Source organism: Williamsia sp. Y853 (assembly GCF_056786495.1).
Map to the genome: position 1 here is coordinate 499,368 of NZ_JBXCJC010000001.1, position 24,876 is coordinate 524,243.

General features: G+C 64.4%; 21 protein-coding genes. 10 read left to right on the forward strand and 11 right to left on the reverse strand.

All coding sequences use genetic code 11. From position 1 onward, the window contains the following. Positions 1 to 27 precede the first annotated feature (27 nt). A complete protein-coding gene (locus tag AC1TPF_RS02470; RefSeq protein WP_482136677.1) occupies positions 28 to 561 on the reverse strand; it encodes a helix-turn-helix domain-containing protein in 534 nt (177 codons plus the stop codon). Between the two features lie 269 nt (positions 562 to 830). On the opposite strand from AC1TPF_RS02470, the gene AC1TPF_RS02475 reads away from it, so the two are divergent. Then, a complete protein-coding gene (locus AC1TPF_RS02475) occupies positions 831 to 1,604 on the forward strand; it encodes a hypothetical protein (RefSeq protein WP_482136676.1) in 774 nt (257 codons plus the stop codon). 37 nt (positions 1,605 to 1,641) lie between these two features. Here AC1TPF_RS02475 and AC1TPF_RS02480 read toward each other — a convergent pair whose 3' ends face one another. Further along, positions 1,642 to 3,279 carry a TM0106 family RecB-like putative nuclease gene (locus tag AC1TPF_RS02480; protein ID WP_482136675.1) on the reverse strand — a complete coding sequence of 546 codons (1,638 nt, stop codon included), beginning with the start codon at positions 3,277 to 3,279 and terminating at the stop codon, positions 1,642 to 1,644. A gap of 142 nt (positions 3,280 to 3,421) precedes the next feature. Here AC1TPF_RS02480 and AC1TPF_RS02485 point away from each other — a divergent pair, with 142 nt between their 5' ends. The 6 genes from AC1TPF_RS02485 (at position 3,422) to AC1TPF_RS02510 (ending at position 7,434) form a co-directional block, all read left to right on the forward strand. Continuing rightward, positions 3,422 to 4,117 (forward strand): DUF6474 family protein, encoded by a 696-nt coding sequence (locus tag AC1TPF_RS02485; RefSeq protein ID WP_482136674.1) that lies wholly within the window; start codon positions 3,422 to 3,424, stop codon positions 4,115 to 4,117. Positions 4,118 to 4,170: 53 nt separating this feature from the next. Beyond that, positions 4,171 to 4,599: a YtxH domain-containing protein gene (locus tag AC1TPF_RS02490; protein ID WP_482136673.1), complete on the forward strand. Its 429-nt coding sequence runs from the start codon at positions 4,171 to 4,173 to the stop codon at positions 4,597 to 4,599. A 74-nt stretch (positions 4,600 to 4,673) separates the two neighbouring features. Further along, on the forward strand, positions 4,674 to 5,363 hold the full coding sequence (locus AC1TPF_RS02495; RefSeq protein WP_482142493.1) for a YcnI family copper-binding membrane protein: 690 nt from the start codon (positions 4,674 to 4,676) through the stop codon (positions 5,361 to 5,363). Beyond that, a complete protein-coding gene (locus AC1TPF_RS02500; RefSeq protein WP_482142495.1) occupies positions 5,360 to 5,872 on the forward strand; it encodes a copper resistance CopC family protein in 513 nt (170 codons plus the stop codon). Before AC1TPF_RS02495 ends, AC1TPF_RS02500 begins: the two co-directional genes overlap by 4 nt. A 4-nt stretch (positions 5,873 to 5,876) precedes the next feature. Beyond that, positions 5,877 to 6,800, forward strand: a complete 924-nt coding sequence (locus AC1TPF_RS02505; protein WP_482142497.1) for a copper resistance D family protein — start codon at positions 5,877 to 5,879, stop codon at positions 6,798 to 6,800. A gap of 103 nt (positions 6,801 to 6,903) precedes the next feature. After that, the gene (locus AC1TPF_RS02510; protein ID WP_482136669.1) at positions 6,904 to 7,434 is read left to right on the forward strand and encodes a hypothetical protein; all 531 of its coding nucleotides are present in this window, start codon (positions 6,904 to 6,906) and stop codon (positions 7,432 to 7,434) included. Positions 7,435 to 7,469: 35 nt separating this feature from the next. Here AC1TPF_RS02510 and AC1TPF_RS02515 read toward each other — a convergent pair whose 3' ends face one another. From AC1TPF_RS02515 to AC1TPF_RS02525, 3 genes are read right to left on the reverse strand one after another with little or no spacing between them, the layout of a single operon-like run. Beyond that, positions 7,470 to 9,023, reverse strand: a complete 1,554-nt coding sequence (locus AC1TPF_RS02515) for a succinic semialdehyde dehydrogenase (protein ID WP_482136668.1) — start codon at positions 9,021 to 9,023, stop codon at positions 7,470 to 7,472. A 10-nt stretch (positions 9,024 to 9,033) separates the two neighbouring features. Beyond that, positions 9,034 to 9,522, reverse strand: coding sequence for a ribonuclease E activity regulator RraA (gene rraA / locus AC1TPF_RS02520; protein ID WP_482142499.1), 489 nt, complete (start codon positions 9,520 to 9,522; stop codon positions 9,034 to 9,036). Between the two features lie 49 nt (positions 9,523 to 9,571). Then, positions 9,572 to 9,793, reverse strand: a complete 222-nt coding sequence (locus tag AC1TPF_RS02525) for an RNA-binding S4 domain-containing protein (RefSeq protein WP_482136666.1) — start codon at positions 9,791 to 9,793, stop codon at positions 9,572 to 9,574. A gap of 63 nt (positions 9,794 to 9,856) precedes the next feature. Here AC1TPF_RS02525 and lysX point away from each other — a divergent pair, with 63 nt between their 5' ends. The 3 genes from lysX to AC1TPF_RS02540 are packed head-to-tail and all read left to right on the forward strand — an operon-like array spanning position 9,857 to position 14,876. Then, entirely contained in the window at positions 9,857 to 13,207 is a 3,351-nt protein-coding gene (gene lysX / locus AC1TPF_RS02530) for a bifunctional lysylphosphatidylglycerol synthetase/lysine--tRNA ligase LysX (RefSeq protein ID WP_482142500.1), read from the forward strand. 17 nt (positions 13,208 to 13,224) lie between these two features. Next, positions 13,225 to 13,959, forward strand: a complete 735-nt coding sequence (locus AC1TPF_RS02535) for a hypothetical protein (protein WP_482142501.1) — start codon at positions 13,225 to 13,227, stop codon at positions 13,957 to 13,959. A gap of 41 nt (positions 13,960 to 14,000) precedes the next feature. Beyond that, positions 14,001 to 14,876, forward strand: a complete 876-nt coding sequence (locus tag AC1TPF_RS02540; protein WP_482142503.1) for an alpha/beta fold hydrolase — start codon at positions 14,001 to 14,003, stop codon at positions 14,874 to 14,876. A gap of 411 nt (positions 14,877 to 15,287) precedes the next feature. Here the strand turns inward: AC1TPF_RS02540 and AC1TPF_RS02545 are convergent, their stop codons facing one another. From AC1TPF_RS02545 to AC1TPF_RS02570, 6 genes are all read right to left on the reverse strand, one after another. Next, on the reverse strand, positions 15,288 to 16,196 hold the full coding sequence (locus AC1TPF_RS02545) for a cutinase family protein (protein ID WP_482142505.1): 909 nt from the start codon (positions 16,194 to 16,196) through the stop codon (positions 15,288 to 15,290). Between the two features lie 101 nt (positions 16,197 to 16,297). Continuing rightward, the gene (locus tag AC1TPF_RS02550) at positions 16,298 to 17,764 is read right to left on the reverse strand and encodes a glutamate synthase subunit beta (protein WP_482136661.1); all 1,467 of its coding nucleotides are present in this window, start codon (positions 17,762 to 17,764) and stop codon (positions 16,298 to 16,300) included. Then, positions 17,757 to 22,340, reverse strand: a complete 4,584-nt coding sequence (gene gltB, locus AC1TPF_RS02555) for a glutamate synthase large subunit (protein ID WP_482136660.1) — start codon at positions 22,338 to 22,340, stop codon at positions 17,757 to 17,759. The genes AC1TPF_RS02550 and gltB overlap by 8 nt, the downstream gene beginning before the upstream one ends. Positions 22,341 to 22,695: 355 nt before the next feature. Further along, positions 22,696 to 23,307, reverse strand: coding sequence for a response regulator transcription factor (locus AC1TPF_RS02560; RefSeq protein ID WP_482136659.1), 612 nt, complete (start codon positions 23,305 to 23,307; stop codon positions 22,696 to 22,698). Beyond that, positions 23,304 to 24,332 carry a sensor histidine kinase gene (locus AC1TPF_RS02565; RefSeq protein ID WP_482142506.1) on the reverse strand — a complete coding sequence of 343 codons (1,029 nt, stop codon included), beginning with the start codon at positions 24,330 to 24,332 and terminating at the stop codon, positions 23,304 to 23,306. The genes AC1TPF_RS02560 and AC1TPF_RS02565 overlap by 4 nt, the downstream gene beginning before the upstream one ends. A 208-nt stretch (positions 24,333 to 24,540) precedes the next feature. Then, positions 24,541 to 24,837 carry a putative quinol monooxygenase gene (locus AC1TPF_RS02570; RefSeq protein ID WP_482136657.1) on the reverse strand — a complete coding sequence of 99 codons (297 nt, stop codon included), beginning with the start codon at positions 24,835 to 24,837 and terminating at the stop codon, positions 24,541 to 24,543. Between the last annotated feature and the right edge of the window lie 39 nt (positions 24,838 to 24,876).

Here is a 24,876-nt window from a genome sequence, read left to right on the forward strand (position 1 = left end):
CGTACGGTACCGCCCCCCCCTCGAAAGCTAGTCGGCGGCTTCGTGCCTTTCGACAACGCGCAGCCCGGAGTGGCCGTGGCCGAGTTCGGGTTCAGAGGACTTCAACAGATCCGGCGGATCCGCGGACAGACCCTGCTGGACGCGAAGCACCTTGATCAATTCGTTGACGACCGTCACCGAATCACTCGACAAGCCGGCGAGACGGAACGCCGCCAACTGCACGTTCGTGTCGGCCTGCAGGCGCATCAGGTCGATCTGGTCGCGGGTGCGCTGGGCAGCGCGGTCTTCGAGGAAATAGTGGACGTCCACACCGAACGCCGCCGATATGCCCTCCACCGTGCGGAAGGAAGGCGACTTCGCCTTACCGGACCGCAGTTGACTCAAGTACGACTCCCCGAGTCGGAATCCGAGTTCGGTCGACCGATTGGCGATGGCCTTGGCGCTGTAAGCGCGACCGTTGGGCCCGGGTACGGTCCGAAACAGCTCTTCGAGTCGCCGGGCGAACAGACCCGGGTCGAAGGTGGTTGTCTCTGGATCTACCGGTTGCACATTGTCAGTCATTCCATGCTCCACACGCATCAAAGGTGTCCCTCTGTGAGGCCGATCGCCGCAGCACGAACGGCTAGCAGTTCGGAAAATTCACTACGCCGTATGCCCTGTTTGCCATATGGTAGCTTACTGCAAAATAGCTGCCAATCAGGTTCAGGCGCTCCGGGGGATGCATGATTTTTCCGGTTTGGGCGGAGTCGACGCTGACTTGCCCACCTGAATAAACCGTGAACAGGCGAAAATTTCAATAGCTGATTTGTGGAAGCCAACCTGGAGGATGGATGCCGAAGCATCGGGCGCGCCGTGTGAGCACCCTGCGGTGGTCGGCATTTCTCGGAATGTGCGCTCTGCTCATCGGCAGTATTTCCCTGTTGGTGACCAATTCCGCGGCTTCCGCACACTGCATTCCGGCATGGTCGAACTGCGAACATCAACACTCGCCGACCCAGACCAGCACACCAACCGAGACCAGCACCGAAGTGCCCGTCGATCCGGGATCACCCACAAGCACCACGACAACGCGGACCCGACCTCCGGCTCCGCCCTACAACCCGCCTGCAGGCGGTGGCGCCACATCGACGTCGTCCGATGGCAATTCGCTGCGGACCTCGACCAGGCCGCCGGGCCGGCTCCCGAAGTCGAACACCCCGGCAACGCCCGACACCCAGGACGCAGGCGTCACCCCGCTCGCGCCGACCGGCGGTGGGACGGGTGGCGGTGGGACGGGAGACGGTGGCGGCGCCATCGGCAGCAGCGTTGCGGTCGAATCAATTCCGACGGTCGAACCCGCGACAAGCATCCCCGCCCCGACGGCACCCCACCCGGATTCACAACTACAGAACCCGGCCCCGGCAACCGTCGCACCCGTGAACACCGCCATCGACCCGGTGTCGGCCTCCGCGCAATGCGCTTTGGGAACCACGGATTCGGGCGGCTGCTTCGGGGCCGATACCGCACGCGACCTCGCACCGGCCGGCCTACTCGTCCTCGGTGCGCTCGCACTGCTGGGAAGTGGCTCGTTCCTCGAATCGCTGCGCGGCTCACTTCGGAGCTGACAACCTCACTGCCGCTCGGGATTCGCGGCCCCGGGATTCAGTGATCGGACGCAGGGGCGGGCGCCGGTAACTCCGACCCCAGCGGAATGTGCTGTGCTCCCCCATCATCCATCCACTCGCGCAACGCCTTGGTGGCACGGACGTCGTCCTCGTTGTATTCGAGCAACCGCACGCGCTGGGTGTGGTCGACATCGTCACCGTCGAGTCCGACCGCGCGGCGATACCACTGCATCGACGCCTCACCACCGGCCTCGTCATCGCGCCACGTGAAGCCCGCATGGGGGGCTATTTTCTTGAGACCTTTTCCTTCGGGGCTCAGAAAATTGCGGCTGACCGCTTCATAGATATCCACCCAGTGTTCGGAGTTGATGAATGCCGTGACCTCGTCGCGCGTCGGAATACCCGGGTGACCGGCAAATCGATCGGCGGAACCCAGCAGCCACCTGTTCTCGGCCTGCTGTGAATAGCAATATGCCGCGAATGATTTGCCATTCGCAATTGCTGTCTGTAGTTCCGTCATCAGCCACCCCCAGAACTCGGCGAAGGATCGCGCCTCGTCCACGGTCGGCAGCGGCGTCCAGGTGACAAACGGGATGTAGCGCACCGGGCGCGACGGATCGGTGTTGTCGGTCAGGAGGGTGCCCCACAGATATGCGCCGTCGTCCTGATAGCTCTCCATGTCGACGTCGACCTCGACGTCGGCCCGCACCACCTCGACATCGGGCATCCGGCGAATCAACTTCACATCCGCGAGATAGGCCCGCGCCAAGAGGATCGGATCGTCCAGACTCGACAACCCTTCGGGAAGCGGGCCGTCGTACCCCGCGAGTTGATCGATGGTCCGCACCCCGACCGTCGCGAGCATCTGGGTGAGATTCCCGTTGACCACCAGGCTCACATCGTGGGCCTGCTCGAGTTCGGGTCCGCAGACACTCCACCAGATGCAATTACGGCACTCCCCGATCCGCGAGGGCGCTGTTGCGACCTTGCCGCGCGCGATGCCCAGCCGGCGCTGCAGGAGGTCGTCGTAGCGGACCACGGCGTCGGTGAGGTCGTGGACCACCATCGCCGTGGGGTCGAGACCGATCACACCGCCGGTCGGGGTCGTCGCCGCCAAGTCCAGTTTCTGCAGCATGCGATACAGATGCGCCAGGCGGGTGGTGTCGCGAGAGTTGCCGCGGACCTTGCGGGTCTCGTCCACCGACGGCTGCCATGTCCACACTGGGCTGGTGACCGCACCGGACCCCGCATCAAACGATTTGTGATTGACCACGATGACCGGGACGTAACCCGTGTCGGTCCGGATGAGCATTTCCGCCCAGCCCCGACGTCCCGACTCTGGGTCGTCGGGCAGGGTGGCGCCCCAGATCCACTTGGCGCCTGCGTTCATCGCAGAGACGGTCGCCTTCGCCCGTGCCCGCGCCGTCCGACCCGAAGCGACGTCGGCCCAGCGGTGCAACTCGTCGGCATGCAGGCCATGCAGCATCTCGCGGACGCGCTCGCGGTGCGCAGCGGCCGCCTCCTTGCGTAGCGCGACCGACGGGTCGTCAGGAACCGACTCCACCTTGGGAAAGAGGGAATCGCGGGCGAGCCGATGCTCGCAGCCACTCAGATCGCGAGGACTGAGTAACGGGGGTCTTTTCGGGCCAGATGGCACCGATGAACGAATTGCCATCCACATCATCCTTCCGTGCGCGTCAGCGGTGCATGCGCCGGACCCACGCTATGTAATGCTTGTACCGCAACTGCACGACAATTGTGCAAGCCGCTTGCGATGGCGACGGGGCGGGTGGTCACTACGAGAGGGTCTGAACCGTATGGGTCTGTTCAAGTCGGGACGCATCAGGCGGGCAGAGCGCAAAGCCCAGGCGAAGGCACTGAAGGCGAAAGCCAAACTCGAAGTGCGCCTCAAAGACAAATCTGGACGAAAGTTCTCCCAGGCCGAGCTCAAGCAACGGCGCAAGCTCGCCAAGAAGGCACAGAAGTCCCGGTCGAAGTCCGAGAAGAATGCCGCCAAGCTCATCAAGTCGACCAACTCGACCAATCTGAAGATCGCCCAGGCGAACGCCAAGGCTGTCGCCGACGGCAAACTGCTCTCGCCCACCCGCGTGAAGCGTTACCTGTCGGTTGCGAAGGTCCTGTCGCCGGTACTCGTGCCGGTGGCCTACCGCGCCAGCACCGCGGCCCGCGAACAGATCAACCGCATCCAGGCCGATCGGGCCGGGGTACCGGTTGCCGAACTGAACAAATACAGCGGTCACGGCGCGGCGCTGTCCGCCCGGATCGCCGGTGCGAACGAGTCGCTGCAGGCCTTGGCCGCCAAGCACCCCGCAGATGCCGAGACCAAGACGTTCACGACGATCATGAATCAGCGCCTGTCCGATCTGTCGACCGCGGTCACCGCTGCCGAGACCATGCCCGCCGCCCGACGCCGTAGCGCGCACACGGCCATCTCGCGGGAACTCGAGGCCATCGACGCCGATCTGCTGGCCCGACTCGGAGTGCGCCCCTGACTCCTCTGGCGGTTGCCCTCACCGCACCGGCGCTGGCGGTTGCCGCCCACGGTGTGGCGTCGGGCCATCTCCCGAGCACTCCGGGGCTGCTGCTGCTGACCCTGCTCGGCGTGGCTGCCGGGGCCTTGAGCAGGCAGCTCAGGACGGCGACCGGATTACTCGTCCTGTTGACCGGCACCCAGGTCGCCGCACACGTGTCACTCACCGCGGCCGCCGAGCCGGCGGCGATGTCACACCACAGCAATACCGGCGCAATGCTGATCACGCACTTGATTGCAATTCCGTTGTGCGCCTTGTTGATTTCCGGTGCCGACCGCCTGTATCAGGTGATCACCTCGGTCTTGCGGGCGCTCGAGTTCCTGATCGGTGTGCCGATCACGGACCGCAATCGACCAGTCGCACAACAAACTCCGGCCCCTGAGCCACTGATCGCCCTGATCGCCCCCGGAGGCATCGGGGTTCGAGGTCCACCGGCGATCTGATTCCACTCGCCACATTCACCACCCGGACATCCGAGTCGGGTGATGACACCTCTTCTCTACCAAAGGAATCACGCATGTCTTCATTCTCACGTCGAGCCCGGCTCCTCGGCGCCGGTATCGCCACCACCGCACTCATCGGGGCCGGCACACTACTCGGTGTTGGTTCGGCTTCGGCTCATGTGAGCGCCGTCGGCGAAAACCTCACCCAGGGCGGTTACGGCGTCATCGATTTCCGGGTTCCGAACGAATCCGACACCGCCAACACCGTCTCGGTGAGTGTCACCCTGCCGAATCTGAAATCCGCTCGCACCGAACCCATTCCGGGGTGGACCGCGGAGATCACCAAGGATGCAACCACCGAAGAAGCGACGTCCGTGACCTGGAGTGTCGTCGAGGGCAATCCGGGTATCGCGCCCGGCGAGTTCATGCAGTTCCCGCTGTCGGCCGGCCCCCTGCCCAAGCAGGAGACCGTCGAATTCCCGGCGGTGCAGACCTATTCCGACGGAGAGGTCGTCAACTGGGATCAGCCCACCACCGAGGGTGAGCCCGAGCCCGACAAGCCGGCTCCGACCGTGACGCTGGCTGCAGAATCGGCCGACGGCCACGGCCACGGAGGTTCGACCGACGACAGCGCACAGTCCGATGATTCCGAGCACGAGGAAGACAACACCGCCCGCTGGCTCGGCGGTATCGGAATCGCGTTGGGCGCATTGGGTACCGGCATCGGCATCGGCATCGGCGCACTGCTGCGCTCACGCCGATGAGGCGGGCCGCCCTCACCCTGGGGGTATTACTCCTCACCGTGCTGGCGGGTATCGCCACCGCACCGGTCGCGTCGGCGCATGCAGCACTGGTGGGCTCGGATCCCGCCGACGGCGCGTCGCTGGCGGTCGGGCCGTCAAGGGTGACGCTGACCTTCAACGAACCGATGCAGGAGAGCTTTCCGAGCTTGACCGTGGTCGGGCCGGACGAGCACTACTGGCAGTCCGGCGAAGCCACGGTCACCGGCCGCACGATGAGTGCACCGGTCTCCGAGTTGGGGCCCGTGGGCGTGTACACCATCAACTACCGCGTGACGTCTGCTGACGGCCACCCGGTGGAGGGTCGGCTGAGTTTCACGCTGACCACCGAGGGCCAGGGCACGCCCGGCGCCGCGGTCGATGATGGCGGTTCATCGTCGTCGGGAGTCCCGGTGTGGCCGTTCATCGTCGGTGCGGTGGTGCTGTTTGCCGGCGGTCTGGCATTCGCGCTTCGGCCGCAGCGCAAGAAGTAGACACATGACCGCGGGTACGGCACGGCGCGAGTGGTTGCTCGGTGCCGTACCCGCGGCCTGTGTCGGCGTGCTGCTGGCGGCGCTGGTGGCGCACCCGGCCGGACCAGAGCCGGAGGCACCGGCCCAGGCGGTCGCCTTGGTGGCCGCCATGACCGTCCTCGGACTGAGCGGTCTCCGACTCCTCGGCGGCGACCCCGCCGACCCCGGTGCCCTGCGGCTGATGTCCGTCGCCGCCGGGCTGTGGGCGATCTCCGCACTGATCGCATCCTGGCTGCATGCCGCCGAGATTGTCGGTCGGTCCGCCACCGACATCGGTGTCCGCGACTTCGTGCGGGCAGGCGGCACCACACCCACCATCATCAGCGCCGGTTGCGCTGTCGGGATCTGTATCGCGGCAATCGTCTGGATCCGGCGGCCGAACCTTGTCGCACCGGAGGCCGCGGCAGCCATGGCGGCCCTCGGTGTGGTCATCGAGCCGATCACGGGACATCTGCGACAACAGACCGGTGGTGCCGCAGCATTGGCGATCCATGTGCTCGCCGCGGCGTGGTGGTGCGGGTCCCTGATCGCGCTGGCACTGACCGCCAGAGGCCGGAAGGCCTGGGCGTTGGGTCTGCCCAGATTTTCTCGGCAGGCGCAGTGGTGCGTGCTCGCCCTGGTGTGCAGTGGTGTTGTTGCCGCGATCTTGCAACTCGACTCACTGCCGGAACTCTGGACGACCGGGTACGGGCGGATTCTGCTCGCGAAGTCGACCGGCCTGGTGATCCTGCTGATGTCTGCCGTTTACCTCCGCAAACGCTGGGTACCGCAGGCTGCCGGACATCGGCTTCCCGAAACCTCCTCTCTCCGGTTCGCCGTTGCCGAAGTACTGATCATGGCCGTGGTGATCGGACTGGCCGCCGGACTGGGGTCGACCGCACCCAACTGAGCCGGAGGCGCTGCGGACAGGCATCATTGACAGCACGCAACCGCCGACGCCAGCGGAGGCCCAGAAACCCTGTTCGCTGATCCCGCGAAGGAGCGACGCCCGCATGGCAGACCCGGATCCACAGCCCGCATCCGAGCCGCAACCGGACGGTACGCCCGAGCGCCCGGCGGAACCGAACCTGCCTGGGCCGAAGAAAACACCGGCGAAAAAGGCTCCTGCCAAGAAGTCCACCGCCAAGAAAGCGCCGGCCGCGAAGGCACCTGCCAAGAAGGTCCCGGCAAAAAAGGCTGCGACAAAAAAGGCCGGCCCCCAGAAACCGCCGGTCCGGCGCGGTCCCGACAAGCCGCGCAACACGGCCCCGCCGAAGTCCACCCCGGCCCAGGCGGTGGCCGCCAACGGACCTGCTGAACCGCCGGCAACGGTGCCGTCCACACCGGTCGCGCACACCGAACCGCCTACCGAGTCGCCTGCCGCACCCGCCCCGGCACAACCGTCTCGGTTCACCGCACTCAAGCAGACCGAGCCGACCCCGCTGCCTGCCACCCGGTCGGTCGGAGGCAAGCAGTTGGCCTGGCTTATCGCAGCGATCCTGGCTGTCGGCGTCGTGGTGTTTCGCCGTCGGCGCTCGCGCTGAGAACCTTCAGTTGTCCGCGCCCGGTCGCGGAGAGGTCAGCGACCGGGCAACAACTTCAGTGACTTGATGAACGCCGGAACGATCCGCATGAACAACGACCGTGGCACGCCTTTGATGCCGCCGAGGCCGATGATGCGTTGCTCGGCGACGGTCTGCGGTTCGGTGTATTTCAGGAGTCCCTCGACACCGTGACGACGTCCGACGCCAGACTTGCCCATGCCACCCATCGGGGCCGCAGTCGATCCCCAGGCGGCCGCGTAGCCCTCATTGATGTTGACGGTGCCTGCGCGAAGTTCTGCGGCGATCCTTCGACCCTCTTCCGATGAACCGGCAAAAACGCTTGCGTTCAAACCATATTCGGTGTCATTGGCGCGTTCGATGGCCTCGTCGACCGACTCGACCGGATAGATCGACACCAGCGGACCGAACGTCTCGTCGGCATAGCAGTCCATGCCCTCTTCCACACCGGCCAACACCGTCGGCTCATAGAAGAACGGGCCGAGATCCGGACGCCGCCGACCACCGGCCAGGACGGTGGCCCCCTTGGTCTTGGCGTCTTCGACGTGCGCCTCGATCGCGTCGACCTGCGCGGCCGACGCCAGCGAACCCATCTCGGTGGAGAAGTCGTAGGCGTCACCGATGGACATCGCCGCGACCCGGCGTGCGAACTTCGCGGCGAAGTCGGCGGCCGCAGAGTTCTCGACGTAGATCCGTTCGATCGAGATGCAGAGCTGTCCCGAGTTGGAGTACGACGCGCGCACCGCCCCCTCGACGGCCTTGTCGATGTCGGCGGTTTTGGTGATGATCATCGGGTTCTTGCCGCCGAGTTCGGCGGAGAATCCGATGAGCCGACGACCGGCCTGTTCGGCGAGCTGTGCGCCGGTGGCCGAGGAACCGGTGAACATCAGATAGTCGGCGTGGGCGACGATCGCCTGGCCGACCACCGAACCCGGTCCGGGCACCACGGCGAACAGCTCACGAGGCAGACCGGCCCGGTACAGCAGTTCGACCACCGCGAGTGCGCAGTACGGGGTCTGGCTGTCGGGCTTGAGGACCACCCCGTTGCCTGCCATCAGCGCCGCCAGCCCGTCGGACACTGCCAGAGTCATCGGGTAATTCCATGGCGAGATCACCCCGACCACACCTTTGGCCTGGTATCGAACGCGGGTGTCGGTCACGATCGGGAGCATTCCCTTGACCCGGCCCGCGGCCAGTAGTTTCGGGCCGGTCTTGGCGTAGTGCCGGGCGGTCATCGCCACGTCCAGCACCTCTTCCTGGGCGTATCCGCGGGCTTTGCCGGTCTCGGCCTGCGCCATGTCGGCCAGGGCGTCGCGGTTCTTCATCACCAGGTCGGCAAAATCGGTCAGGATCTGCGCCCGGTCCCGCGGCCAGAGCTTCGACCAGTCCGCCTGCGCGATGCGCGCCTTCTCAAAGGCAACGGTGACGTCGTCGGCGGTGCCCACCGGGATCGTCGTCATCTCGGTGCCGCTGAACGCCTCGAGCACCGGCCGTGTCGGCCGCGCGTCGGCATCGTCGATGGCGACCAGCCCACGGAGCCGGTCGAAGGTGCTCTGATCAGGTTTTGCCATGATGCTGCCCCTACTCCGCGGGTGCGACGAGGACGATGCCGTCGTCATCGCTGTACGCGAGATCGCCTGGATTGAATGTGACGCCACCGAGCTCGATCGGGACATCACGCTCGCCGACACCGCTCTTGGTCGACTTGCGCGGGTTGGTCCCGAGCGCCTTGACGCCGATGTTCATCGCGCCGATCAACTTCGAATCGCGGATGGCCCCGTTGACGATGATCCCCGACCATCCATTGCTGCGGCCGAGTTCGGCGATCACGTCGCCGACCAGCGCGGTGTGCAGCGAGTTCGCCCCGTCGATCACCAGGACGCCACCGTTGCCGGGTTCGGAGAGGATCGACTTCAGGAGCGCGTTGTCCTGGAAGCACTTGACCGTGGTGACCGGTCCGACGAACTCCCGGGTGCCGCCGTACTGGGTGAACTGGACATCACAGCTGCGGACATCCGGGCCGATCTCATCGACGAGGTCGGCGGTTGCTACAAACGTCGTTTCGCTCATGACCCTCAGCCTAACGACACTTCCTACTGACGGGTAATAAAGGCACCGATCACTCGGGCGCACCCACGGCGGCTTCGAAGCCGCCGATCTCCACGACGTCGCCGACAACAAGCTGCCGCCCACGACGGGTCTCGACTTCACCGTTGACACTGACCAGGCCGTCGGCGATCACCTCCTTGGCCTCGGCGCCGGATTCGATGAGATTGGCCAGTTTCAGGAACTGGCCCAGACGGATTGAGTCATCACGGATCGGAACTGTTTGTCGGCTCACGATCCAATCATCTCATCCGCACGTTAACGTTGTTACGGACCAGCTGCGGAAAGGCACCCACCTGTGAGCGTCGAAACACCCGAAACCATCTCCGAGACAAGCTCACCCATCGTCAAACCATCCAGATTGACGCCGCCTGCGGGATGGTTCCGGACTGCTCCCCGGTACGCCAGTTGGGTTGTCGGCGTTCTGGCCGGGATCTCCCTGCTCAGCAGCCTTTCGTATCAGTTCCGCCGCCTCACCGAAGTGCCGCGCGATTACATCGACAACTACCTCGTCTCGGCGCCTGACACCAGCCTGGCATGGGCTCTTGTGCTGGCGCTCTTGGCTTTTGCGCTCGCCTCGCGCAAGCGCGTCGCATGGTGGCTGACCGTTGCCTACATCCTGTTGTTCGGTACGGCCAACGTTGTCTACCTGTTCGAGCCGTTGGCATCCGAGAACGGCGTCAACACCGTGGTCCGGATCAACATCTTCATCGGACTCGCGTTCCAGTTGCTCGCCCTGGTGTATCTCGCTGCCAGCTACCAGCAGTTCTACACAAAGGTCCGCCGCGGAGCGATCTGGCGCGCCCTGGGAGTTCTGGTCGCAGGCCTGGTCGCCGCATCGCTCATCGGCTGGGCGCTCGTCGAGATCTGGCCGGACACACTCCCGCAGTCCCACCGTTTGCCGTATGCGATCAATCATGTTGTGACGTTTGGGTCGGTCGACATCTCGACCGACTACGACAAGTACCACTCGTATCAGCCGATCGACACCCTGCTCGGTGTTCTCGGGGCTCTTGCGCTCATTGCAGCGGCGCTGATCCTGTTCCGCTCGCAGCGCTCCGACAACTCGATGACTCCCGACGACGAACGCCTGATCCGCCTGTTGATCGACGGATACAGCGGCGACGATTCACTGGCCTACTTCTCGACGCGGCACGACAAGGCAGTGGTGTTCGCCCCCAACGGATTGGCCGCGATCACCTACCGCGTGGAGGTCGGCACCGCGATGGCTGGTGGAGATCCCGTCGGCGACAAGAAATATTGGCCGGATGCGATCGCCGAGTTCCTGAAGATCTGTGACAAGTACGGCTGGCATCCCGGAGCGATCGGGGTCAGTGTCACCGGTGCCGAACACTGGGATGCCGCCGGTCTCAAAACGCTCAACATCGGCGACGAGGCCATCATCCACGCGCGCGGCTACAACCTCAACGGGCCTGACATGAAGGCGGTGCGGCAGTCGGTGGCGCGCACCAAGCGTGCGGGGATCACCGTCCGGATCTGCCGCCACGAAGATCTGACGCCAGAACAGATGTCCGCCATGATCGCTCGCGCCGATGCCTGGCGGGATACCGACGAGGAGCGCGGCTTCTCGATGGCCCTCGGCCGCCTCGGCGACCCCAAGGACGGGCGGTCGATCCTGGTCGAAGCCGTTCAGAATGCGGGGACAAACGACGAGAAGGTCGTCGGCATGCTGTCGTTCGTGCCCTGGGGCAGCACCGGTGCCTCGCTCGATGTGATGCGGCGCGACCACGATTCGATCAACGGCCTCACCGAGACGATGGTGACCGAGTTCGCCGAGAACGCAGAGGCATTCGGGATCCTTTACATCTCAATGAACTTCGCGGCTTTCCGCGCGGTCTTCGAAGAAGGCGGCACCATCGGTGCCGGCCCAATCATGCGGGCGATGTACGGCGCGCTGACCTTTGCCTCAAAGTATGTGCAGATGGAGTCGCTCTACAAGTCGAACGCCAAGTACCAGCCCGAATGGGTGCCCCGTTTCCTCTGTTTCGAGGACGCCCGCACCGTGCCGCGCGTCGGCCTGGCGGCGGTGGTCAACGAAGGTTTTGTGAAGCTGCCCAAGTTCGACAGGGGCGGCGACTTCACGGGTGGCTCGTCGTCGGTCCCCCCGGGCGTGGACATCGACCGGATCGCCGAACTGATCGAAAGTGAAGGCGAGAGAGAGCATCGCGGTCCGCGACGTCCGGAACAGGTCCGGGTGCGTCTGGCCAAGCTCGAGGCGCTCACGGCCGCCGGAATCGATCCGTACCCGCCTGCCTATCCGCCGACACACACCATCGCCCAGGCCGTGGCCGCACCCCAGGGCACCACCGGCCGCATCGCGGGACGGGTGATCCGGATGCGCGACTTCGGCAAGGTGGTGTTCTGCGATGTGCGCGACTGGAGTGGCGACATGCAGGTACTGGTGGATTCGGCTGCACTCAAACCCGACACGCTTGACCTGGCCGCAACCGTGGATCTCGGCGACCTCATCGAGGTCAGCGGCACCGTCGGACGTAGCCGCAAGGGCGAGTTGTCGCTGCTGGCCAAGGACTGGCGGATGCTCGGCAAGTGCCTGCATCCGTTGCCGGACAAGTGGAGTGGACTCACCGACCCCGAAGCCCGTGTGCGCCAACGGTATGTGGACCTGACCGTCAATCCACGCGCCCGTGAACTGATGCGGGTCCACAGCGCGATCGTGAAGTCGATGCGCGATTTCCTTTCCGGCCGGGATTACCTGGAGGTCGAGACACCGATCCTGCAGCAGATCCACGGTGGCGCCAACGCGGCACCGTTCCGCACCCACATCAACGCCTACGATCTCGATCTCTACCTGCGCATCGCACCCGAGCTCTACCTCAAGCGGCTGTGTGTCGGCGGCATGGAGCGGGTGTTCGAGATGGGCCGCAACTTCCGCAACGAAGGTGTGGACTTCAAGCACAACCCGGAGTTCACCAGCCTCGAAGCCTATGAGGCACACAGTGATTACGACCGGATGCTGCATCTGACCCGGAAGATGATCCAGAACGCCGCGGTCGCCGCACACGGCGAGCAGGTGGTCTACATCGAGGGCAAGGACGGGGAGATCGAGAAGGTCGACATCTCCGGTGAATGGCCGGTGAAGACCCTGCACGGCGCGGTGTCCGAGGCGATCGGCGAAGAGGTCACCCCGTACTCCGAGGTCGAGTACCTCAAAGAGTTGTGCGACAAGCACGAGATCGCCTACCGCAACGACTGGGATGCCGGCCAGGTGGCGCTGGAGATGTACGAGCACCTCGTCGAGGACCAGACCATGTTCCCGACGTTCTACAAGGACTTCCCGACGTCGGTGTCGCCGCTGACCCGTCAGCACCGGACCATTCCGGGTGTCACCGAACGCTGGGACCTGGTGGCCTGGGGTGTCGAATTGGGCACGGCCTACACCGAACTCACCGATCCGGTGGAGCAGCGCAAACGTCTCACCGAGCAGTCGTTGCTAGCGGCAGGCGGTGATCCCGAGGCGATGGAACTCGACGAGGACTTCTTGCAGGCCCTCGAACACGGGATGATGCCGACCGGCGGCCTGGGTATCGGCGTGGACCGGATCGTCATGCTCCTCACCGGGCAGTCGATCCGCGAGACGCTCGCATTCCCACTCGCGAAACCCAAGTAGAGCGGTTCGAACAAGTAGTGAATTGGTTTCACACACATATTGTCGAGACCGGCCGCTCTGCGGCATTGGCGGCCTTGATCGGCTTCATCGTCGCGTATGCGATCACCCGGCGGTTGACGCTGTCGATCAAGGCCCGCAAGAACGACCCGGCCAGCGAGCGCGACTCGGGTCCGGTGAACGACATCTATATCGGTGGTGTCCACATCCACCACCAGGTGTGGGGCATCCTGCTGGTGCTTGTCGCCGCTCTGCTCGAGTTCAGATTCCGGCCGGATGCCCCGTGGCTTGAAGTGCTCGCCACCCTGTTCGGGATCGGGGCGGCGCTGGCCCTCGACGAATTCGCGCTGTGGTTACACCTTGAGGACGTCTATTGGTCCGAGGAGGGCCGCAAGTCCATCGACGCGGTGATGATCGCGGCCGTGGTGGGCCTGGCCATGCTGATCGCCACCTCCCCCATCGGTGAGAACGAACCGCACTCCAATGCCTTGGGCGGCACGCTGGTCGCGTTGGGAGTGCTGGTCCACCTGCTCTATACGGTCATCTGTTTGTTGAAGGGCAAGCTCGCCACCGGCCTGATCGGTTTGCCGGTACCGCTCTTGGGATTCTTCGGCTCGCTGCGCTTGGCCCATCCCGATTCCTATTGGGCCAGACGCTTCTATTCGCCGACGAAGATCGATAGGGCCCGCCTTCGTTACGGGAAATATGTCGATCGCCGTGAACAGATGCGCGATCTTGTAGGCGGCCGCAAGTAGCCTGACCTCGGTATACGCGGCGCCCCGACTACACTGCGGAGGTGCAGCCACCCGGGAGTTTTCTGACCATTGCCGGCCGCAGGACCCATGTGGTGGTCGATGGCCAGGGCCCACCGCTGTTGTATCTGGCGGCATTGGGCGGCAACTGGTTCGACTTCGATCAGGCGACCCAACTGCTCGAGGATCGGTGGACGATCATCCGCTATGACCGTCCGGGTTACGGTTTCTCCGAGCCGTTGCCCGAAGGCGACGTCCCGTCGCTGGCCGCCGAGGGCGAACGCATCGATCAGATCCTCGACGCCCTCGGAATCACTGAGCCGGTTCTCGTGGTCGGGCATTCGCTCGCGTCGCTGTATGCGGAGGCGTATGCGCGCAGCAGACCCGAGCGCGTTGCGGGTGTGATCATGCTCGACGGTTCGTATGTGGTGGTGCCGCTGCAGTTCGTGCCGCCGAGTTGGAGCAATCGGTTCGCGCATGTGGCGGCAAGTTTGATCAACAAGCTGCCGTTACCCCGCTCCGCAGGCGTTGTCGGCCATGCGATCGCCACATATCCCGGAGCGCCGGACGGGTTCGATGATGAACAGAAGACCTGGATCGCAGAGGTTTTCGGCGGGAAGAACTATCCCCGAGCACTGCTGGTGGAGCAGACGGCGTTCGGGGTGCTCAATTCCGAACTGATCGGGTTGCGCCGGACCGCCGAGCTGCTCGCTCCGACACTTGTCGTGTCAGCGGTTTCGGGGCGGCGTACCCCGGTCAGGATCTACTGGGAATGGAAGCAACGCCGGTATGCGGCGCAGCTGGGTGCCGAGTACCGGGCGGTGAACCCGGCGCGACACTATTTCGTGGTCCAGCAGCCGGCGGTCACCGCACGGCTGATCGACGAATTCGCGGGATCGAGTGATCAGAGGTTGAACTGACGAAGATCCGCCGAGGTCGCCAGACGCTCGCCGTCTTCGGGGAACATCCGGGCCAGCCGACGATGGGCGATCAGTCCATTCGACCCGAAGAGGTGTGGAGTCATCCCAAGAATTTGAGTCCGGCGCCGGGTGCGGGAGTTCGCCAGTTTCACGACTGATCACATCCTGTTTTACTACTGCGGAAAATATTCACGGTACTGCAGACGGCTCGCGTGACACTCTTCGGCCCGTCTACGGCATCTGTGTCATGTGTCGTGTTGGCCGATTGCGGCGTTACTCTCCGCAGGTCAGCACCTCAATGCGGTACACAATGTTGCGTAGATCACGTTACGCCGGTGAACTTCCGATTCTACGGAGAACACGCGGGTGAGTCACATCTGCCCCAACAGCCACACGTGTGAACCAGCTGACCTATGCGAGACCCGCGAGGAAGTTCTGCGCCCACTGCAGTGCGCCCACTCCGGGCTGCACCTCGAAGTCGGCATAGCTGCCGTGGGAACCCGACTGCAGGAACTTGTCGAAGGCGACGATCTGCGCTCGGGCCTTTTCGTTGCTCAGTTCATCGACGAGTGCGCCCGGACCGCCCTGGGTGATCAATTCACCGACGATCGCTGCGGCTTCGAGTTGGTACTGGGCAACCTGATCCGGGTTCGGGTCACTGGTTTCCGCGAGGTAGCCGGCGATCCGGGAGACGTAGTAGTCGCGGGGCACATTGCAGTACTGATCGTTCGGCTCGCAGATGGTGAAGGTGCGGTTCTTGACCCAGCCGAATCCACCCTGCCGCGGCCCACCGTTGCCCTCACCGCTGAGCTTCGGACCGATCAGCGCATCCTGCTTCGACCTCCGGGGATCGGAGATGAGTACGGCACCGGCGAACTTGGCCGGTGAGATGACACCTCGTCCGGTCCCGATGTCGGCGGCCACGTCGCCCGCCGCGTCCGCGCCCTGGCTGTAGCCGATCAGCGCGACCTTGGTGCCGGGGCACCGCTTGGTCATCACGACCGCCAGACCCTCGGCGTTGGCCACGGCCTGCGCCTTGGACTCGCCGTAGATGCTGCCGCCGTCTTCCCAGGGGAAGGCGGTGGCGTTGTAGCCGACCAGCTGGGTTTTCGTTTCCGAGCCCAGACCCGTGGTCGGATACGCGAGCATCCCCCGGATCTGAGCGTCGGCCGACTTCTCCCAGGTACCGGGAATCGCCAACACGTAGAGCTCCGGGCAGTCCTCCGGATCAGCCGAGGCAATCGGAATGGACAGCGCCGTCAGCGTTCCCGCTGTCAGTATCCCCGCCGCGAACGCACTGACCCATCGACGCAACCGCATGCCGTTTCCTCCGCTGATCCGAAAACACGAAGCATGGTAACGATCCGATATCGCTCCTCGCCCGTGCACATCCTCTCAGGCCCGGGAGGATTTCGCATCACCTATCGCTGAGGTGCCTGCGTCGGTTCGATCGGCGTCGGCAGCAACGAGGAACCGGTCAGGTACGTGTCGGCGGCAGCTGCTGCCGACCGTCCCTCAGCGATCGCCCAGACGATCAGCGACTGCCCGCGTCCGGCGTCTCCGGCCACGAACACGCCGGGTACGGTCGACTCGAAGTTGTTGTCACGCTTGACGTTTCCGCGTTCGTTGTAGGCAACGCCGAGTTTGTCGAGGAAGTCGCCGCGCTCGGGTCCAACAAAGCCCATGGCCAGCAGGACCAGATCGGCCTCGAGCTCGAACTCGCTGCCCTCGACCTTCTCGAAGCGTCCGGCGTTCATCACGACCTCATGCGCCTTCAACCCGGTGACCCGTCCGTCTTCACCGAGGAACTCCTCGGTGTTCACGGAGAAGACACGCTCGCCGCCTTCTTCGTGCGCCGACGAGACGCGGAACATGAGTGGGTAGGTCGGCCACGGAGTCGACTCCGCACGCTCTTCCGGGGGACGCGGCATGATCTCGAACTGATGCACGATCTCGGCACCCTGACGGAGCGAGGTCCCGAGGCAGTCGGCACCGGTGTCGCCACCGCCGATGATGATGACCTTTTTACCCTTGGCCGTGATCGGCGGCTGGCCATCGGAGTCGAGGACGTCGTCGCCGTGCTGCACCTTGTTGGCCCAGGGCAGGAACTCCATCGCCTGGTGGATGCCGGTGAGCTCGCGCCCGGGGATCGGCAGATCGCGGCCCACGGTGGAGCCGTTGCAGAGGATCACCGAGTCGAAGTCGGATCGCAGCTGGTCGACGGTGAGGTCGACGCCCACGTTGACTCCGGGACGGAATGTGGTGCCCTCGGCCTCCATCTGCTCGAGGCGACGGTCGATGAAGCGCTTCTCCATCTTGAACTCGGGGATGCCGTACCGCAGCAGGCCACCGATCCGGTCGGCCCGCTCGAAGACGGTGACATCGTGGCCGGCGCGGGTGAGCTGCTGTGCCGCGGCCAGGCCCGCCGGGCCCGAACCGACAACCGCAACCGACTTGCCGGTTTTCACCGACGGCAGCACCGGGGTGACCCAGCTCTCGTCGAACGCATTCTCGATGAGCTCGAGCTCGACCTGCTTGATGGTGACGGCCGGCTGGTTGATGCCCAGCACACACGACGCCTCACACGGTGCCGGACACAGGCGTCCGGTGAACTCCGGGAAGTTGTTGGTGGCGTGCAACCGGTCGATGCCGTCGGCCCAGCGATCCTTGTACACCAGGTCATTCCACTCGGGAATGAGGTTGGCCAACGGGCAACCGTTATGGCAGAACGGGATACCGCAGTCCATGCAACGGCTGGCCTGGGTCTTGAGGGTGTTCTTGTCGAAGTCCTCGTAGACCTCTTTCCAGTCCATCAGGCGCAGCGGTACCGGCCGGCGCTGCGGCAGTTCCCGTTTCGGGTGCTTGATGAAACCTCGCTGATCAGCCACGTGCGGCCTCCATAACTGCCTCGTCCACGCTGCGTCCGTCCTTCTCTGCTGCCGCGATGGCCAGCAACACTCGCTTGTAATCACGCGGCATCACCTTGACGAAGTTCTGGGCCTTGTTTGCCCAATCGTCCAGGATCGCCTGTGCGACCGGCGAACCGGTCTCGTTGCGATGTTTGTTCACGATGTTCTCGAGGAACTCGAGGTCGTCTGTTTCGAGCGATTCGGGCTGAACGAGTTCGGTGTTCAGATTCGCCGCCAATTCGCCTGCGGGGTCGTAGACGTAGGCGATACCACCGGACATACCGGCCGCGAAGTTACGCCCGGTCGATCCGAGGACCACCACCCGTCCACCGGTCATGTACTCACAGCCGTGGTCGCCAACACCCTCGACCACCGCGGTGACACCGGAGTTACGTACGCAGAATCGTTCGCCGACCACTCCGCGAAGCAGGATCTCGCCGCCGGTGGCGCCGAATCCGATCACGTTACCCGCGATGATGTTCTCTTCTGCCACAAAGCCTTCGGGGGCATTGTCTGCAGGTGCGACCACGATGCGGCCACCCGACAGGCCCTTGCCGACGAAGTCGTTGGCGTCACCCTTGAGGCGCAGCGTCACACCCTTGGGCACAAACGCGCCGAAGCTGTTGCCCGCCGAACCCGTGAAGTCGATGATCACGGTGCCGTCAGGCAGTCCGTTGGCCCCGTAGTTCTTGGTGATCTCGTGACCGAGCATCGTCCCGACAGTGCGGTTGACGTTGGCGATCTTCGACGTGAAGGCCACCCGCTCACCCTTGTCGATCGCGGGACGGGCCTGGGCGATCAATTGCTGATCGAGGGCCTTGTCCAGCGCGTGGTCCTGGCTGCCGGAGCAGTACAGGTCCTGGTTCATGAACGGTGAATCCGGCTGCACCAGGATCGCCGACAGGTCGAGCTTGCCCGCCTTCGCCGACTTCCAGTGGTCCAGAGCCTTGGCGGTGTCGAGCATCTGCACCTGGCCGACAGCATCCTGCAGGGTGCGGAAGCCCAAGCGTGCCAGCAGTTCCCGGACCTCTTCGGCGATGTACATGAAGAAGTTCTCGACGAACTCGGGCTTGCCGGTGAACCGCTCGCGCAGCAATGGGTTCTGCGTAGCAACACCCACGGGGCAGGTGTCCAGATGGCAGACGCGCATCATCACGCAGCCGGCGACCACCAATGGTGCGGTGGCGAAACCGAACTCCTCGCCACCGAGCAGCGCGGCGACAACCACGTCGCGACCGGTCTTGAGCTGGCCGTCGACCTGCACCACGATGCGGTCACGAAGTCCGTTGAGCAGCAGCGTCTGCTGGGTTTCGGCGAGGCCGAGTTCCCAGGGTCCGCCGGCATGCTTCTCGGATGTCAGTGGCGTGGCACCGGTACCGCCGTCGTGGCCGGAGATCAGCACCACGTCGGCGTGTGCCTTCGACACACCTGCGGCGACCGTTCCGACGCCCACTTCGGACACAAGTTTCACGTGAATCCGAGCTTCCGGATTCGCGTTCTTCAGGTCGTGGATCAGCTGAGCGAGATCCTCGATCGAGTAGATGTCGTGATGCGGCGGCGGCGAGATCAGGCCGACACCGGGAGTCGAACCCCGGACCTCGGCGACCCACGGGTACACCTTGTGCGGCGGAAGCTGTCCACCCTCACCGGGTTTCGCACCCTGGGCCATCTTGATCTGGATGTCGGTGCAGTTGGTCAGGTAGTGCGAGTTGACGCCGAAACGTCCCGACGCGACCTGCTTGATGGCACTGCGACGCCAGTCGCCGTTCTCGTCCGGCTCGAAACGACGAACGTTCTCGCCGCCCTCGCCGGAGTTGGAGCGGCCACCGAGACGGTTCATCGCGATCGCGAGGGTCTCGTGCGCCTCGGCGGAGATGGAGCCGAAGCTCATCGCACCGGTCGAGAAGCGCTTGACGATCTCGCTGGCCGGCTCGACCCGATCGATCGGGATCGGATCACGGTCACCGAAATTGAAGTTGAAAAGACCACGCAGCGAAGCGATCTGCTTGGACTGGTCGTCGACGAGCTTCGTGTACTCCTTGAACACCGAGTACTGGCCGGTGCGGGTGGAGTGCTGCAGCTTGAAGACGGTGTCCGGGTTGAACAGGTGGTATTCGCCTTCGCGACGCCACTGGTACTCGCCGCCGACCTCGAGCTCGCGATGCGCGCGCTCTTCGGGACGGTCGGTGAAGGCCACGGCATGGCGGACGGCAACCTCGGCGGCGATCTCATCGAGACCGATGCCACCGAGATGGGACCGCAGGCCGGTGAAGTACTCGTCGACGGTTTCCTGGTCGATGCCGATGACCTGGAACAGCTGGGCTCCGGTGTACGACGCCAACGTGGAGATGCCCATCTTCGACATCACCTTGAGGACGCCCTTGCCTGCGGCCTTGATGTAGTTCTTCTGGGCGGTCTGGTAATCCATACCGCCGAGAACGCCGCGCAGAGCGAGATCTTCGATGGTCTCCAGCGCCATGTACGGGTTGATCGCGGCGGCACCGAAACCGACGAGTGCAGCCATGTGGTGCACCTCGCGGGCGTCACCGGCCTCCACCAGCAGGCCCACCTGGGTGCGAGTCTTCTCCCGGACCAGGTGATGGTGCACGGCCGAGGTCAGCAGCAGCGACGGAATCGGGGCGAGGGTCTCGTCGGACTCGCGATCCGAGAGGACCACCAGGCGGGCACCGTCGGCGATCGCCGCGGAGACCTGCGTGCGGACATCGTCGATGGCCTTACGCAGTCCGGCGCCACCTTCGGCAACCGGATACAGGCCACGGATCTGCACACTGCGGTAGTCGGCGTACCGCTCGTCCTCGCCCAGACGCACCAGCTTGGCCAGGTTGTCGTTGTCGAGGATCGGCTGCGGAAGCACGATCTGCTTGCACGACTCTGGGCCCGGGTTCAGCAGATCGGCCTCACGCCCGATCGTGCCACCGATGCTGGTGACGACCTCTTCGCGGATCGCGTCCAACGGCGGGTTGGTGACCTGCGCGAACATCTGCTGGAAGTAGTCGAACAGCATCCGCGAACGCTTCGAGAGCACGGCGATGGGCGTGTCGGTGCCCATCGATCCGATCGCCTCGGCGCCCGTGCGGGCCATCGGTTCGACGAGCAGGCTGATGTCCTCGGTGGTGTATCCGAACACCTGCTGACGCAGCTTGACCCGGTCGTGGGCCATGTGGGTGTGCGGCTCACCGGGCAGGTCATCGAGGTGCTTCATGCCCTCGTCGAGCCACTGTTGGTACGGGTGCGCGGCGGCGAGCTCGTCCTTGATCTCGGCATCGTCGACGATGCGGCCGGCGGCGGTGTCCACCAGGAACATCCGGCCGGGCTTCAGGCGCAGCTTCTGCACCACGTCTCCGTGGTCGATGTCGAGGACGCCGACCTCCGAGGCCATGACGACCAGGCCGTCTTTGGTGACCCAGATGCGGCTCGGGCGCAGGCCGTTGCGGTCGAGGACCGCACCGATCAGGGTGCCGTCGGTGAAACAGACCGATGCCGGTCCGTCCCATGCCTCCATGAGGGTCGAGTGGTACTCGTAGAACGCCCGGTGCTCCGGCTTCATCGACTCGTGACGCTCCCAGGCTTCCGGGATCATCATCAGCATCGCGTGCGGCAGGCTGCGCCCACCGAGATGCAGGAGTTCGAGAACCTCGTCGAATCGCGCGGTGTCGGAGGCACCCTCGGTGACCACGGGGAAGATCTTCTCCGCGGTGCCTTCACCGAAGACGCTGGTGTCGATGAGCGCCTCGCGGGCCCGCATCCAGTTCTCGTTGCCGGTTGCGGTGTTGATCTCACCGTTGTGGGCAACGCGCCGGAAGGGGTGGGCAAGCGGCCAGCTCGGGAACGTGTTGGTGGAGAAGCGCGAATGGACCAGGCCCAGTGCGCTTTCGACACGCTCGTCTTGCAGGTCGATGTAGAAACCACGCAGCTGCGGGGTGGTCAGCATGCCCTTGTAGACGAAGGTACGACCGGAAAGGCTTGGGAAGTAGACGGTCTCGCGACCGGGTCCGTCCTGTCCGGCACCCTTGGCGCCGAGTTCGGTCTCGACCCGCTTGCGCACCACGTATGCACGACGCTCGAGGTTGTCGCCGCTCTCTCCCGCGATGAAGATCTGGCGGAAGGTCGGCATGGCGTCACGCGCGAGCGCGCCCAGCGAAGCCTCTTCGATGGGGACATCGCGCCAGCCCAGGACGGTCAGGCCCTCGGACGTCACGATCTTCTCGACACCGTCACACGCGGTCTTGGCGTCGGCCGAACCCTGCGGCAGGAACGCCATGCCAGTGGCATACGAGCCCTCGGCAGGCAGTTCGAAGTCGACAACCGCACGGAAGAAGCGGTCGGGAACCTGGATCATGATCCCGGCACCGTCACCGGTGTTCGGCTCAGCGCCGGCAGCGCCACGATGTTCGAGGTTCACCAGGGCCGAGATCGCCTTGTCGACGATGTCGCGGCTACGCCGACCATGCATGTCGACAACAAAAGCGACACCGCAGGAGTCGTGCTCGTTCTGCGGGTCGTAGAGCCCAATCGGGCCGGGAGCGTGCTTCATACTATTCGCCCTTAAACATCGCGCTCAGTCGGAGCGCACCGCTTCAGCAGTGGTTACACACGTGGGACGTTAACCAGCTAAGGTAAACCTAAACACTCGCTCCACCTGCACTTACGTGCCCGTAGGCCAGTCCCACATGCTCTAGCCAGCGCCGTTGCTGACCACAGATGATCGCTGATCATTGCACGGAGGATCACCCCGGCAACAAACATCGAATTATTTTCTCACGGCACCCACGCCGGATTGAAATCGCGCCCGGCAAAAAGCCACCCCTGCCGCCCTCCTCCGGGCGATTCCCGCAGCTGCCGAACGTTCGTTTGTCGGCTACATCACAAACAGGACCGAGCGCACCTGATCAGAGCCAACCGTGCTGCTGAGCCATCCGCGCGGCCTGGAGCCTGGATCCGGTCCCGGTCTTGCCGATCGCACTGGACAGGTAATTGCGCACGGTTCCCGCCGACAGGTGCACCTGGGCAGCGATCTCGATGACGGGCGCACCTGTCATCGCCAGCCGCAACACGTCCCGCTCCCGTTCTGTCAGTGGGTTGCCTCCGGTGGCCAGGCTCTCGGTCGCGAGGGTGGGGTCGATGACCCGGAGTCCGGCATGGACCCGACGTACCGCATCGGCCAGGTCCGCGGATGGGGTGTCTTTGACAACAAACCCCGAGGCGCCTGCTTCAACGGCTCGGCGCAGGTATCCGGGCCTGCCGAATGTCGTCACGATCAGGGTGCGGACGGACGGCAGTTCACGCCGAAGGGTGCTCGCCACCTCGATTCCGTCCATCCCGGGCATCTCGATATCGAGCAGGCAGACGTCGCAGGCGTGGGTTCGGGCCGCTTCGAGCACTTCGTCGCCTCGACCCACCTGAGCGACAACGGTCAGATCCGACTCCAGGTTCAGCAGCGCGGCCAGCGCGCCGCGCACCAACGCCTGGTCGTCGGCGACCAGCAGCCTGATCTCACTCAAACTGTCTCTCCTTGTTCGACCGAGACCCGGACAGCTGTACCGTCGCTGGTTTCCAGAACCAATAGCCCGCCGACCGCCTCGACGCGCTCCCGCAGACCACGCAGACCGTTCCCGATACCGCCGCCGGCCTGTCCGACGCCGTCGTCGATCACGCAGATCATGCTGGGCGACAGTGTTACTCGGCATGAAGACGCGCTTGAATGCCGGACGACATTTGTGATGGCCTCACGCAGCGCCCAGGCAAACAGGGTGCGATTCTCGACGCGGACGACGGACGTGTCCGAAGGGAGCTCAGGGATAATCTGTGCGGCCGTCAAAGCTGTATGCGCCGAGAGTAATTCGGAATCGAGATCCGGAGAACGCAAGCCGCCCACGGTTGTCCGGACCGCCGCAAGCGCCTCACGAGAGATCCGGTGCAGGTCGGCTATCTCGGCTTTGGCGGCAGCACGGTCGACATCGACCAGCCGGCCTGCGAGTTCGGCCTTGATAGTCAACACGGTCAGCGAATGACCGAGTATGTCGTGTACATCGCGTGCCACCCGTTCCCTCTCACCGATGATGGCGAGTTGTTCGTCGAGTCGACGGGCAGTCGCAGCGGCTTCTCCCCGCAACTCCTCCCTGGTTCGGAGCATCCGTACCGTCAGCAACACCGGCCCGATCACCAACAACATCAACACAATTCCGGTGTCGATCTGCCAATCGTCGACTAGCTCGGGCAAAAGCACGGCGGCACCCATCAGCAGCACACATACCGCGACTGCCACCGGCAACGGAAAGGCGAAGGAGGCCAACGCCATCAGATAGGGCGCCAACGCAAAGACCTCCTCATGGAGGATGGTCGTCATCATGCCTGCGATGGCGGCGAGTAACAGGAACCCGGTAATTGCCCCGCGGCGCCAACTGCCGGTGGCCCGGTCCAGATCGTTGATCAGGTATACGCAAGACAACAGATAGCCCAGCGCAAAGACGCCCAATGCGACGAGGCCAAAAACCCGGACGGAGAAACTCAGAGACGTCGACGTCACCGTCTCCGCGATGGGATAGGCCAGAAACAACAACCACACCGCCGCGAAGGGCCAACGGCCGTCGCGCCAGGCACGGAACCAGTCATCGTCAGTCTCGACATCGGATAGTCCTACCGAGACGACATCGATGTGGTTTGAACGTCTCGGTGCGGGCGGTCAATGAGACCGCCCGCACCGAGACACCAGATCTTGCGCCCAGCGACAGTGTTCAGATATCGCTGTCAGCCTGGTAGACGGTCAGAGCTGGCCGGCCGGCCAGCAGCGGCCCGAGATCGGTGATCGCACCCTCGCCCGCCCGGAACTCCCGGTATTTCGCATCGTGCTCGGCGGATGCCCAGCGTTCAACAGCCAGAAAGTGAGCCGGGTCGGCCTGATCGATCAGCACCTCGACACCTTCGCATCCTTCGAATGCCCTGGTTTCCGCGAGAACCCGCTTCATCACGGTCCTGGCGTCGTCGAGGGATTCAGCCTTGAACTTGAGATCGAGAAGTGCGATCAATGACATGTTGATGTCTCCGCTTTCTGATGGATGTAGTTGTTGCCC